Raw genomic sequence first — 12,470 nt, forward strand, 5'->3', positions numbered from 1 at the left:
CGTGGAGTATGAAGCCGTGGACGAGGAGGAGGCCCTCTCGGCGTGGGCCCAGACCGGCGACCGGGACGTCGAGGGCACGCTGCGGCCCCGCAAGCTCGACGAGTTCGTGGGCCAGCCGCGCGTGCGCGAGCAGCTCGAGCTGGTGCTGGAGAGCGCGCGGCGGCGCGGGGTGCCGCCTGATCACGTGCTGCTGTCCGGCCCGCCCGGGCTGGGCAAGACGTCGATGGCGATGATCGTCGCCGCCGAGCTGGGCGCGGCCATCCGGATCACCTCCGGCCCGGCCCTCGAGCGCGCAGGCGACCTCGCCGCGATGCTGTCCAACCTGGCGCCCGGCGACGTCCTGTTCATCGACGAGATCCATCGCATCGCGCGCCCCGCCGAGGAGATGCTGTACCTGGCCATGGAGGACTTCCGGGTCGACGTCGTCGTCGGCAAGGGGCCGGGCGCGACCAGCATCCCGCTCGAAATCGCCCCGTTCACGCTGGTCGGGGCGACCACGCGGTCGGGCTCGCTGACCGGCCCGCTGCGCGACCGGTTCGGCTTCACCGGCCAGATGGAGTTCTACACCGACGCCGAGCTGGAGCTGGTCGTCCGCCGCGCGGCGACGATCCTCGACATCCCGATCGACCGCGACGGCTGCGCGGAGATCGCCGGCCGCTCGCGGGGCACGCCCCGGATCGCGAACCGGCTGCTGCGGCGCGTCCGCGACTACGCCGAGGTCCGCGCCGACGGCAAGGTGACCCGCGACGTCGCCCGTGCCGCGCTGGCCGTCTACGACGTCGACGAGCTGGGCCTCGACCGGCTCGACCGGGCCGTGCTCACCGCGCTGACCAGGTCGTTCGGCGGCGGGCCGGTCGGCATCTCGACGCTCGCGGTGGCCGTGGGGGAGGAGGCGACGACCGTGGAAGAGGTGTGTGAGCCCTACCTCGTGCGCGCCGGTATGCTCGCCCGCACCCCGCGCGGCCGGGTCGCGACCGCGGCCGCGTGGGAACACCTCGGCATGGTGCCGCCCGCGGACCTCCCGGGGCGCCCGGACCAGGGCGGGCCGTCGCTGTTCGAGCAGGACTGAGCGGCTCGTACCGGCGGGTGGGTGCTGGCGTCCGCGCTGGTACCTGGCACACTTGACAGGAGCACATACCCAAGAACCGGACATTTCGACATGGGTCGGTGTCCGTCGAACGGAGAATCATGCAAAGTCTATTGCTGCCCCTGCTCCTCGTGCTCGTCCTCGCCGTGCCGCTGGTGATGAGCACGCGCAAGCAGAAGAAGCAGCAGGCGGCGCAGCAGGAACTGCAGAACAGCCTGGCCCCCGGTGACCGCGTGATGACCACCTCCGGTCTCTACGGCACCGTCGCCGACGCGTCCGGCGACACCACGATCGACATCGAGATCGCCCCGGGCGTCGTCACGACCTGGCTGCGGCTGGCGGTCCGCGAGAAGGTCGAGCCGGTCGTCGAGACCGAAGAGGACTCGGTCGACGAGGCGGAGGCCCCCGCCGAGGAGTCGATCATCGAGCCGACCTCCGGCATCAAGGACGACGAGCCGCAGACCACCGCCCAGGTGGCGCCGCCGCTGGAGCACGGCAAGAAGTAGCCCCCGCGGGCACACCGGGCCGGGCCGGAAAGCCCCGACGAAAGTCGGTGCGGCCTGCAACGCCGGGCTCACGCAGCACCGAGTAGTGTCTCGGTGCTGCGTGCGTGTCCGCCGTCATACCCGTGCCCGGGAGTGAATCGCACACAGTCCCTCCCGGTAACCCTCCGGGCGGGCACCGCAACGTTGGGGTCCACCCCGTCCGAGGAGACCGAAGCACCGTGGCAGCTTCAGCCGGGCATCTCCGCCCGGGACGCTATCTCGCCCTGTTCGCCCTGATCGTGATCGTCTTGTACGCGCTGGTGTTCCTCACCGGCAACCACAAGCCGACCCCGAAGCTGGGCATCGACCTGCAGGGCGGCACCCGGGTCACGCTCACCGCCCGCACCCCCGACGGCGGCCAGCCGACGCGGGAGTCCCTGAACCAGGCGCGCCAGATCATCGAACGGCGCGTCAACGGGATCGGCGTCAGCGGCACCGAGGTCCTCCTGGACGGCAACAACGTCGTCATCACCGTTCCCGGCGAGCAGGGCGACCAGGCCAAGAACCTGGGCAAGACCGCGAAGCTGGGCTTCCGGAAGGTCGTCGCGAACGCGACGCAGCCGGTCGTCCCGCCGCAGACCACGACCCCGCCGGCCACCTCGACGCCGCCGACCTCCGGCGCGCCTTCGAGCTCGGCGCCGCCGGCTTCGTCGAGCGCGCCGCCGTCCAGCCCGGCCGCCGGTGGTGGCGGTGCCGCGGGCGCGCCCGCGCAGCAGCAGAGCTCCACGCCGGCCCCGCCGAGCAGCAGCACCACGCCGCCGCCGTCGTCGAGCCAGGCGCCCGCACCCACCGACGGCTCGGTCGACGCCAAGACCGCGCAGGAGATCCAGGCCGCGAAGGCGTTGCGGCAGAACAAGGACCTGATCGGCCCGGACGGCCAGCCGAACCAGGAGCTGCTCGCGAAGGCGATGGCGTCGCTCACCTGCGCGCCGAACGCCAAGGACCCGCTCGAGGGCAACGACGACCCGAAGCTGCCGCTGGTCGCCTGCGGTGACCACGACACGTACAAGTACCTGCTGGAGCCGGAGTTCCTGCCGGGCACCGAGATCGCCGACGCGACCTCGGGCTACGACCAGCAGCGCGGCCAGTGGGTGGTGAACCTCAGCTTCAAGAGCGAGGGCACCAAGATCTGGGCGGACTTCACCTCGAAGAACGTCAACCAGCAGGCCGCGTTCGTCCTCGACACGCAGGTCGTGTCGGCGCCGAACATCCAGGTGGCCATCCTGGACGGCAACACCCAGATCACCGGCAAGTTCACCCAGTCCGAGGCGAAGGACCTCTCGGACATCCTGAAGTACGGTTCGCTGCCGCTGTCGTTCGCCTCTTCGGACGCGACCACGGTGTCGGCGACCCTCGGCCTGGCCTCGCTGCAGGCCGGCCTGATCGCCGGCGGCATCGGCCTGCTGGTGGTCTTCATCTACTGCCTGTTCTACTACCGGCTGCTCGGCGTGCTCACCATCCTGTCGCTGGCCCTGTCCGGCGCACTGGTGTTCGCGGTGCTGGTGCTGCTCGGCCGCTGGATCGGCTACACGCTGGACCTCGCGGGCATCGCCGGCCTGATCATCGCCATCGGCATCACGGCGGACTCGTTCGTCATCTACTTCGAACGGCTCAAGGACGAGATCCGGGAGGGCCGGACGTTCCGGTCCGCGGTGCCGCGCGGCTGGGTCCGCGCCCGGCGCACCATCCTGGCCTCGGACGCGGTGAGCTTCCTCGCCGCGGCCATCCTGTACGTCATCGCGGTGGGCGACGTCCAGGGCTTCGCGTTCACCCTGGGTATGTCCACGGTGCTCGACCTGGTCGTCGTGTACCTGGTGACGCACCCCCTGGTGGCCATGGTGTCCACGTCCAAGAACGCGTTCCTGTCCAATCCGAGGCATCTGGGTCTCGGTGCCGTGCAGCAAGTGGGTTCGCGGAAGAAGTCGACCTCGGTCGGCCGCGCGAACGTGAAGGAGGCCTGACGTGGGGGTCGAAGAACTGGGCACGGACGCCGAAGGCAACGCGAAGGTGGCCGCCAAGCCCGGCAAGAAGGAAAGCGTCTTCCACCGGCTCTACGTCGGCACGGGTGCGTTCGACGTCGTCGGCAAGCGCAAGCGCTGGTACATGTTCTTCGCCGCGCTGGTACTGATCTGCCTCGCGTCGATGATCTTCCGCGGCTTCAACCTCGGCATCGAGTTCGAGGGCGGCACGCAGATCCAGATGCCGGCCAACGGCACGCACGGCGTGATCACCGAGGAGCAGGCGAAGGAGTCCTTCCAGAAGGCGCTCGGCCGCCCGGCCGCGGAGGCGCAGAAGGTCGGCACCGGTGCCGCGTCGACCATCCAGATCCGCACCGACACCCTCGACGCCGCCGAGGTCGCGAAGGTCAAGCAGGGCCTGTTCGACGACCTGGGCCCGAAGGGCAGCAACGGCCAGCCGAGCGTGCAGGCGATCAGCGACAGCGCGGTGAGCGCGTCCTGGGGCGGGGAGATCTCGCAGAAGGCGCTGATCGCGCTCGCGGTGTTCCTCGTCGCGGTGGTCATCTTCCTGGCGATCTACTTCGACGCGCGGATGGCCGCGGCGGCGCTGATCTCGCTGCTGCACGACATCCTGGTGACCGCGGGCGTGTACTCGCTGGTCGGCTTCGAGGTCACCCCGGCGACCGTGATCGGTCTGCTGACGATCCTCGGGTTCTCGCTCTACGACACGGTCGTGGTGTTCGACAAGGTCCGCGAGAACACGCGCGGCCTGCTCGGGCTGACCCGCCGGACGTACGGCGAGGCCGCGAACCTCGCGCTGAACCAGACCCTGATGCGGTCGTTCAACACGGCGTTCATCGCGCTGCTGCCGATTCTGGGCCTGCTCATCGTCGGGTACGTGCTGCTCGGCTCGGGCACGCTGCAGGACCTGGCGCTGGTGCAGCTGACCGGCACCCTGGTCGGCGTGCTGTCGTCGGTCGCGCTGGCCACCCCGCTGCTGGTCGACTTCAAGATGCGCGACCCGAAGTACAAGCAGCAGGCCGAGCGGGTCCGGCAGCGCCGGGTCAGCCAGGAGCGCAAGGCCGCGGGCGAGGACTTCGACGCCTCGGACGACGACGCGCTGGCGAAGGAGCTGCGCAAGGAGAAGGCGTACGCGGCCGCGGCCAGCGTGCCCGCCCGGATCCAGAAGCAGCGTCCGCAGGGCAAGCCGTCGGGGAAGCGGAAGCGCTGACGTGGAGCTGGACGACGCCCTCGGCCTGATCGCCGAGGTGCCGGACTTCCCCGAGCCCGGCGTGCTGTTCCGCGACCTGAGCCCGCTCTTCGCGGACGCGGGCGCGTTCAAAGCGGTGACCGACGCGCTGGCGGGCGGCCTCGACGACAACGTCGAGGCGCTCGCCGGCGTGGAGGCCCGCGGGTTCCTCCTCGCCGCGGCCGTCGGGTACGCCCGCGGCCTCGGCGTGGTGCTCATCCGCAAGCCGGGCAAACTGCCGCAGGTGGCCGGCCGGGTGGACTACGCGCTGGAGTACGGCACGGCGACGGTCGAGCTTCCCGGCGGGCGTGGTCCGGCCGGGCCAGCGCGTCGCGATCCTCGACGACGTCCTGGCCACGGGCGGCACGGTGGCGGCCACGGGCAAGCTCCTGGAGGACGCGGGCGCGGTGGTCGACGGCGTGTCGGTGGTCCTGGAGCTGGGCGCCCTGGGCGGCCGCCAGGTGCTGGGTGACCGCAAGGTCCACGCCCTGCGCACCTGCTGACCTCTCCCTCACCTTGTCGTGAGTGTTTAGGGCGGTTCTAACCGCCCTAAACACTCACGACCGCGAACGCGCTGGTCGGGGCTTTCGCATCACCCTGAACGGGCGCACCCCACAGGTCCGCGAGGCGCAACGGCTACCCTGGTGTTCCGAAGGCCGCACGAGCAGCAGGAGGTGCGGGTGAGCCAGGAAGCTCGACGCCGCGGTGCCCGCGAAAGAGGGCGCCCAGCAGAACGGGCAGGCGGCGGCACAGCCCGCGCCGCCGAGGCCGAACGGCGCGGCGCCGAACCCGTCCGCGACCCGGCGCGTCCGGGCGCGCCTCGCCCGGCGGATCACCGCGCAGCGCGCCGCCCCGGTCAAGCAGGTCCTCGAACCCCTCGCCGTCATCCACCGCGAGCTGCACCCCAACGCCGACCTCGGGCTGCTCCAGCGCGCCTACGACGTCGCCGAGGAGCTGCACCGCAACCAGCGGCGGAAGTCCGGCGACCCGTACATCACGCACCCGCTCGCCGTCGCGACCATCCTCGCCGAGCTGGGGATGGACACCACGACCCTGGTCGCGGCCCTGCTCCACGACACGGTCGAGGACACCGGCTACGCCGTCGAGAGCCTGAAGGCCGACTTCGGCGAGAAGGTCGCCGAGCTCGTCGACGGCGTCACCAAGCTGGACAAGGTCAAGCTCGGCACCTCCGCCGAGGCCGAGACGATCCGCAAGATGGTCATCGCGATGGCCAAGGACCCCCGCGTCCTGGTCATCAAGCTCGCCGACCGGCTGCACAACATGCGCACCATGCGCTTCCTGCCGCCGGAGAAGCAGGCCCGCAAGGCCCGCGAGACGCTCGAAGTCCTCGCCCCGCTCGCGCACCGGCTCGGCATGGCCACGGTGAAGTGGGAGCTGGAGGACCTCGCGTTCGCCATCCTGCAGCCCAAGAAGTACGACGAGATCGTGCGCCTGGTCGCCGACCGCGCGCCCTCGCGCGACATCTACCTGCGGTCGGTCATCACGGACCTGACCAGCAACCTCGTGTCGTCGCGGATCACCGCCAAGGTCGAGGGCCGGCCCAAGCACTACTACTCGATCCACCAGAAGATGATCGTCCGCGGCCGCGATCTGGACGACATCCACGACCTGGTCGGCGTCCGGATCCTGGTCGAGGACGTCCGCGACTGCTACGCGGCGATGGGTGTCGTGCACGCCCTGTGGCAGCCGGTGCCCGGCCGGTTCAAGGACTACATCGCGCAGCCGCGCTTCGGCGTCTACCAGTCGCTGCACACGACGGTGATCGGCCCGGACGGCAAGCCGCTCGAGGTGCAGATCCGCACCTACGAGATGCACAGGACCGCCGAGTACGGCATCGCCGCGCACTGGCGGTACAAGGAAACCAAGGGCACGCACACCGGCAACGCCATGGACGTCGACGAGATGGCGTGGATGCGCCAGCTCCTCGACTGGCAGCGGGAAGCGGCGGACCCGGGTGACTTCCTCGAGTCCCTGCGCTACGAACTGGCCGCGCGCGAGATCTTCGTGTTCACGCCGAAGGGCGACGTCATCACGCTGCCCGTCGACTCGACGCCGGTCGACTTCGCCTACGCCGTGCACACCGAGGTCGGGCATCGCTGCATCGGCGCCCGCGTCAACGGCCGCCTGGTCGCGCTCGAACGCAAGCTGGAGAACGGCGAAGTCGTCGAGATCTTCACGTCGAAGGCGGAGAACGCCGGGCCGTCGCGCGACTGGCTGCAGTTCGCGGGTTCGCCGAAGGCGCGCGCGAAGATCCGGCAGTGGTTCGCCAAGGAACGCCGCGACGAGGCGATCGAGGGCGGCAAGGAAGCCATCACCAAGGAGATCCGCAAGGTCGGCCTGCCGATCCAGCGGCTGGTCTCCGCGGAGTCGATGGGCGCGGTGGCGACCGAGCTGCGCCACGCCGACATCTCGTCGCTGTACGCGGCCGTCGGCGAGGGCCACACGAGCGCGAAGCACGTCGTGCAGCGGCTGGTCGCCCTGATCGGCGGCGTCGACGCGGCGGAGGAGGAGCTCGCCGAGCGGGCGACGCCCTCGACCGTCACCCGCCGCCGCGGCTCCAACGACGTCGGCGTGGTGGTCAAGGGCGCCAGCGACGTCTGGGCCAAGCTCGCCCGCTGCTGCACGCCGGTGCCGGGCGACGAGATCCTCGGCTTCGTCACCCGCGGCGGCGGCGTCTCGGTGCACCGCACGGACTGCACGAACGCCGGTGACCTGAAGTCCCAGCCCGAGCGGCTCGTCGAGGTCGAGTGGGCGCCGTCGGCGTCCTCGGTGTTCCTGGTGGCGATCCAGGTCGAGGCGCTCGACCGGCACCGCCTGCTCTCGGACGTCACCAAGGTGCTGGCCGACGAGAAGGTCAACATCCTGTCGGCTTCGGTGACCACGTCCCGCGACCGGGTGGCCGTCAGCCGGTTCTCGTTCGAGATGGGCGACCCGAAGCACCTCGGCCACGTCCTCAAGGTGGTCCGCGGCGTGGAAGGCGTCTACGACGTCTACCGCGTGACGTCGGCGTCCTAGGGAGTCCAGGAGAAACCGGCGGCCGCGGCGATCCGCTCGCGTGACTCCAGGAGCCGCGCACGCAGCGGCGCCAAGTCGACGTCGAGCAGGCGGCCGTGCCGTTTGACCGCTTTCCCGGCGACGAAGACGCTGTCCACGAGCCCGGGGTGACCAGCGCTGACGATGGTGCGGACCGGGTCGCCGACGGGGAAGACCGAGAGGTCCTCGGCGTCGAGCAGGACCAGGTCGGCGTCGCGGCCGACGGCGAGGCGGCCGCCGTTGCGTCCGCAGGCCCGTGCGCCGTCCACAGTGGCGAATTCGAGGACGTCGCGAGCCGTGACGCCGCCGCGCTCGGCGGCCAGTGCCGTGCGCATCGCGCCGAACAGGTCACCACCGGCGGACAGGCAGTCGTCGACCGACAGCGTCGGGCGGATACCGGCGGCGAGGGCCCGGCCGGTCACCGGCGGCGCGAAGCCCATCTTCAATTCGACGTCCGGGCTGACCGACACCGAACACCCCGCCTCGGCCAGCATCACGAGCTGGTCGTCGGACAGGTCGTTGCCGTGCACGACGGTCGTGCGGTCGTCGAGCAGGCCCCGCTCGCGCATGCCCTCGATCGGCCGGTCGCCGTGCGGCCAGCCCCCGGTGCCGTGGACGTGCACGCTGACCCGCAGCCCGAGTTCCCGCGCCAGCGCGACATCCGCGGCCGTCTCGTCCATTGTGGACATCACGGGTCCGCGCAGGCCCAACGCCATGTCCTCGCCCGGCAGCAGGGCCCGCACCCGCCGGATCTCCGGCGCGATGTCCGGCCCGTCGGCGCCGTAGCAGAAGATCGAGTGGCCCGGTGCGTCGCGCAGCCCGGCGATCGCGGCGTCGGCGTTCTCCGGGTGGTGGGCGCAGTGGAACCAGTCGAGCATGGTGGTGACGCCGGAGTTCAGCGCTTCGAGGCGGCCGAAGAGGTTGCCCAGGTAGACGTCCTCCGGCCGATAGTGCGGCTTGAGCGTGCCGTGCACGGTGGTGCGGTACCGGTCGAACGTCCAGTCCGCGCCGAGCCCGCGGAACGCGGTCTGCCAGGTGTGCCGGTGCGTGTCGACGAAGCCGGGCAGCACGATCTTCCCCGTCGCGTCGACGATCTCGGCGTCGACGTCGAGCGTGGCGCCGAGGGCGGCGATCCGGCCGTCTTCGATGAGCACGTCGCCGCGGGGGAGGTTCCCGACCGCCGGATCCATGCTGACCACCACGCCGCCGCGCACCAGTGTCTTCATCGAGGTCCCTCCAGAAGTTGACGTGTCAACTCCAGCGTAGACTACCGCCATGAGCGACACCCTGGACCCGGCGGAGTGGGAGTTCTGGGACACCTGGATGCGCGCGCAGCGGCTGCTCGCGCGGGAAGCTCGACCGCGGCCTGCAGCGCGACTGCGGCATTTCCAAGGCGGAGTTCAGCGTGCTGATGACGTTGCGACGGCCGATGCGCGTCGGCGAGCTGGCCGACGCGCTCGACTGGGAGAAGAGCCGGGTCGCGCACCTGCTCACGCGCATGGAAAACCGCGGCCTGGTGACGCGCACCGAAGCCGGCGCCACCGGCAGGCGCACCGGTGTCGAGCTGACCGAAGAGGGCCGTCGTACGGCGGAGCGCGCCACCCTGGCGCACGGCGCCAACATCCGCCGATTCGCCCTCGACCGGCTCACGCCCGACCAGGCCGCGGCCATCCGCTCCTGGAGCGAGCACCTGCTGACGTCCGGCTAGAACAGCGCCGCGACCAGGGCGGCCAGCGGCGGCACCGTCTGCGCCAGGGCGCCGCCGCGGCCCGCGCCGCGGGGACGGCTGAGCGCCAGCACGTCCGACACACCGAGGGCGATCCCCGCCAGCGCCATGAACGCGCAGGTGTAGAGCACCAGGACCCGCCCGGCGCCGGCGTCGCCGGTGTGCAGCAGGACCAGCCCGACCACCGGCCCGGCGGCCAGGAACAGGTTGTAGAACCCGACGTTGAACGACCACAGCCGGGTGGCGGGCAGGTTCGCCGTCGGGATCTTGAAGATGCCCTCGTGCACGCCCCGGCGTTCGAACAGCAGCACCTCCCAGGTGAACGCCAGCAGGTGCACCAGCACCGCCAGCCCGGCGAAGACCTGCGCGACGGCGTTCACGACGCCATCTCGATCCCGTGCCGGGCGGCGATCAGCGGGGCCTGCTCCGGCGAGCCCTGGTCGACCTCGCGGAAGAAGCGGCCCATCCCGCCGGTCAGGCTCACGGCCAGGAACTGCGCCGAGGACGTGTGCACGGTGAACGTGTTGACCGCGCCCGCCGGGATGCTGATCGACGCGCCGGGCCCGAGGTCGTGCAGTTCGCCGTCGACGTAGACCGTGATGCGCCCGTGCAGCACGTAGAAGGTCTTCGCCCACGGCTCGGCGTGCGGCGGGACCGACGGGCCGCGGGGCGCGTCGACCTCGAACACCTCGTAGGCGTCGCCGGTGTGCTCCGCGCCCACCTTGACGGTGATCCGCGCGTCGCCGGTGTCGAGTTCCGGGCCTTCGCCCGGGGAGCTGAAGTGCGTCATGGCGCCGACGCTAGGCAGCGGGGGAGCGGACCGGCATCCCCGGATTCTGGGATACCCGGGCGGCCGGGCGGCGGCGCATACTGCGTCCATGTGGGAGGGCCGGGCGCAGGGAGTGCGGCGGGACGTCGCCGCACTCGCGACGGCGGGCCTCGGCGTCGCCGAGCTGCACGCCGCCGCCATCGAGCTGGTCGACCGCGTGGTCCCGGCGGAGCTCACCTGCTGGGCTTCGCTGGACCCGGACACCGCGGTGATCAGCTCGATGACCAGCGGCCGGGCGCGCATCCCGGGCGAGTACGAGCCCCTGCTGGCGACCTACGAGTACGACGGCGCCCAGCCCCACACGTTCGCCGAGCTGGCCGCCCGCCCGGTGCCGGTGGCCCGCCTGTGGGACCTGCCCCGCCGCGACGCCGAGCGCAGCGGACGGCTCAACGAGGTCTGGCGGCCGCTCGGGCTCGGCCACGAGCTGCGCGCGGTGTTCCGGGTGGACGGTATGTGCTGGGCCGCCGCCGGCCTGGTGCGGCGCGGCGAGTTCAGCGACCGCGAGGTCGAATTCCTGGCGTCGATCGCGCCGGCCCTGGCCTCGGCGACGCGGGTGGCCGCCCGCACGCGCGGCGAGGGGGAGCGGGCGGAACCGGCGATCGTGGTGGTCGGCCCGGACGGCAGGCAGCGCGCGGCCACGGCGGCGGCCGCGGCGTGGCGGTCCGAACTGGACGAGATCGCCCCCGGCCGGTTCGCGGTGCTGCTGCGCGCGGTGGTCGTCGGGGCCCGCGCGGCCGCGACGGGAAGTTTCCGCGCCCGGGTCCGCGACGCCCACGGCGGCTGGATCGTGCTGCACGCGAGCCGGCTGCTGGGCGAGGACGACGCCGAGACGGTGGTGACGGTCGACCGGGCCTCGGGCGCCGAGCTGCTCGGCGTCCTGCTCGCGGCGTACGGCCTCACCGCCCGCGAGCGCGACGTCTGCCGCGAGGTGCTGGCGGGCCGGTCCACAGCGGACATCGCGGCGCGGCTGGCCATCTCGGCGCACACCGTGCAGGACCACCTGAAATCGGTGTTCGGCAAGGTGGACGTCCGCAGCCGCGGCGAGCTGACGGCGAAGCTGCTGGCCTGACCGGCATCCCGGCGGCGTCTTGAATGAGTCGTTCAGGACCTCCGAGGACCTGAATGAGTCATTCAAGACCTCGCCGCGGGCGCCTGGAGGAATTTCCGCAGGATCGCGTTGACCTCCTCCGGTCGCTCCATCGCCGGGAGGTGGCCGGTGTCCGCGAGCTCCACCAGCTCCGCCTCCGGCAGGGAATCCGCCAGGTGCCGGGAAAGTTCCACCAGGCCCCGCGCGTCCGCCAGGCCGATCACCACCCGGGCGGGCGTGGTGATCTCGGCCAGCCGGTGGCGGGTGTCCGGGATCCGCTCCGTCCACTGTGGAGCCGTCCAGTCGTGCCGGTAGACCTGCTCGCACATTTCCCGCACCAGCGCGAGCATCGCGGGCGGCAGCACGGAGACGTCCCGCTCGGGCCCGGCGACCAGGTAGCGGATGTTGGCCTCCGCCATGGCCCGCACGTCCGCCGGGTCGACCTCGGCCTCGCGGGCGGCGTAGCGGGCCAGCCGCTCGGCCGGGACGGCCTCCGCCGTCAGCCGCGCGATGTCCGCCTGCATGTGGTCCGGCCAGGTGTGCCCGGTCAGGCCCGAGCCGAGCAGCACGAGCCGGGTGACCCGCTCCGGCGCGGCGAGGGCTGCGTCCAGCGCGCACGCCCCGCCCATCGACGCCCCGACCAGCGCGGCCTGCTCGATCCCCCGGGCATCGAGCAGGGCCAGCAGGTCCTCGTAGTGGGCGTACTCGCCGGGGACGTCGGCCGTTTCGCCGAAGCCGCGGCGGTCGTAGCGGATCACCCGGTGCGTGGCGGCGAGCGCGGTGAACTGCGGGTCCCACATCCGCCGGTCCCCGATCGCGGCGTGCAGCAGGACCACCGCGGGCCCCTCACCCGCTTCGTCGTAGCCGAACGCCGTCCCGCCCACCTCGATCATCGCCATGGGACCCAAGCTAGCCACCCGACCGCGTCACACACC

The 12,470-nt window shown here is 71.8% G+C and carries 11 protein-coding genes and 1 pseudogene; 8 read left to right on the plus strand and 4 right to left on the minus strand.

Annotated features, from left to right (window positions below):
* Position 1 precedes the first annotated feature (1 nt).
* From ruvB to QP939_RS37325, 6 genes and pseudogenes are all read left to right on the plus strand, one after another.
* Complete coding sequence (gene ruvB, locus QP939_RS37300) at positions 2–1,069, plus strand: Holliday junction branch migration DNA helicase RuvB (protein WP_285451116.1); 1,068 nt, start codon at positions 2–4, stop codon at positions 1,067–1,069.
* A 119-nt stretch (positions 1,070–1,188) separates the two neighbouring features.
* Entirely contained in the window at positions 1,189–1,593 is a 405-nt protein-coding gene (gene yajC / locus QP939_RS37305) for a preprotein translocase subunit YajC (RefSeq protein WP_285451117.1), read from the plus strand.
* 218 nt (positions 1,594–1,811) lie between these two features.
* A complete protein-coding gene (gene secD, locus QP939_RS37310) occupies positions 1,812–3,593 on the plus strand; it encodes a protein translocase subunit SecD (protein ID WP_285451118.1) in 1,782 nt (593 codons plus the stop codon).
* A 1-nt stretch (position 3,594) separates the two neighbouring features.
* Entirely contained in the window at positions 3,595–4,821 is a 1,227-nt protein-coding gene (gene secF, locus QP939_RS37315; protein ID WP_285451120.1) for a protein translocase subunit SecF, read from the plus strand.
* A gap of 1 nt (position 4,822) precedes the next feature.
* Positions 4,823–5,342: pseudogene (locus QP939_RS37320) on the plus strand (adenine phosphoribosyltransferase).
* A 202-nt stretch (positions 5,343–5,544) separates the two neighbouring features.
* Positions 5,545–7,875 (plus strand): RelA/SpoT family protein, encoded by a 2,331-nt coding sequence (locus QP939_RS37325; protein WP_285451121.1) that lies wholly within the window; start codon positions 5,545–5,547, stop codon positions 7,873–7,875.
* On the opposite strand, the gene QP939_RS37330 is transcribed toward QP939_RS37325, so the two are convergent.
* Entirely contained in the window at positions 7,872–9,119 is a 1,248-nt protein-coding gene (locus QP939_RS37330) for an amidohydrolase family protein (protein ID WP_285451122.1), read from the minus strand. The genes QP939_RS37325 and QP939_RS37330 overlap by 4 nt on opposite strands.
* A gap of 185 nt (positions 9,120–9,304) precedes the next feature.
* On the opposite strand from QP939_RS37330, the gene QP939_RS37335 reads away from it, so the two are divergent.
* Entirely contained in the window at positions 9,305–9,601 is a 297-nt protein-coding gene (locus tag QP939_RS37335; RefSeq protein ID WP_285459934.1) for a MarR family winged helix-turn-helix transcriptional regulator, read from the plus strand.
* On the opposite strand, the gene QP939_RS37340 is transcribed toward QP939_RS37335, so the two are convergent.
* Together QP939_RS37340 and QP939_RS37345 are read right to left on the minus strand one after the other, a co-directional pair.
* Positions 9,598–9,999 (minus strand): DUF1304 domain-containing protein, encoded by a 402-nt coding sequence (locus tag QP939_RS37340; RefSeq protein WP_285451123.1) that lies wholly within the window; start codon positions 9,997–9,999, stop codon positions 9,598–9,600. The two genes, QP939_RS37335 and QP939_RS37340, sit on opposite strands and share 4 nt — an antisense overlap.
* Complete coding sequence (locus QP939_RS37345) at positions 9,996–10,409, minus strand: cupin domain-containing protein (RefSeq protein WP_285451125.1); 414 nt, start codon at positions 10,407–10,409, stop codon at positions 9,996–9,998. Before QP939_RS37345 ends, QP939_RS37340 begins: the two co-directional genes overlap by 4 nt.
* Positions 10,410–10,497: 88 nt before the next feature.
* Between QP939_RS37345 and QP939_RS37350 the strand changes: the two genes are divergently transcribed.
* Positions 10,498–11,517, plus strand: coding sequence for a helix-turn-helix transcriptional regulator (locus QP939_RS37350; RefSeq protein ID WP_285451126.1), 1,020 nt, complete (start codon positions 10,498–10,500; stop codon positions 11,515–11,517).
* Between the two features lie 62 nt (positions 11,518–11,579).
* Here the strand turns inward: QP939_RS37350 and QP939_RS37355 are convergent, their stop codons facing one another.
* Positions 11,580–12,434 (minus strand): alpha/beta fold hydrolase, encoded by an 855-nt coding sequence (locus QP939_RS37355; RefSeq protein WP_285451127.1) that lies wholly within the window; start codon positions 12,432–12,434, stop codon positions 11,580–11,582.
* Positions 12,435–12,470: the final 36 nt, after the last annotated feature.

The organism is Amycolatopsis nalaikhensis, assembly GCF_030264295.1.
In the GTDB taxonomy this organism is placed as follows: domain Bacteria; phylum Actinomycetota; class Actinomycetes; order Mycobacteriales; family Pseudonocardiaceae; genus Amycolatopsis; species Amycolatopsis nalaikhensis.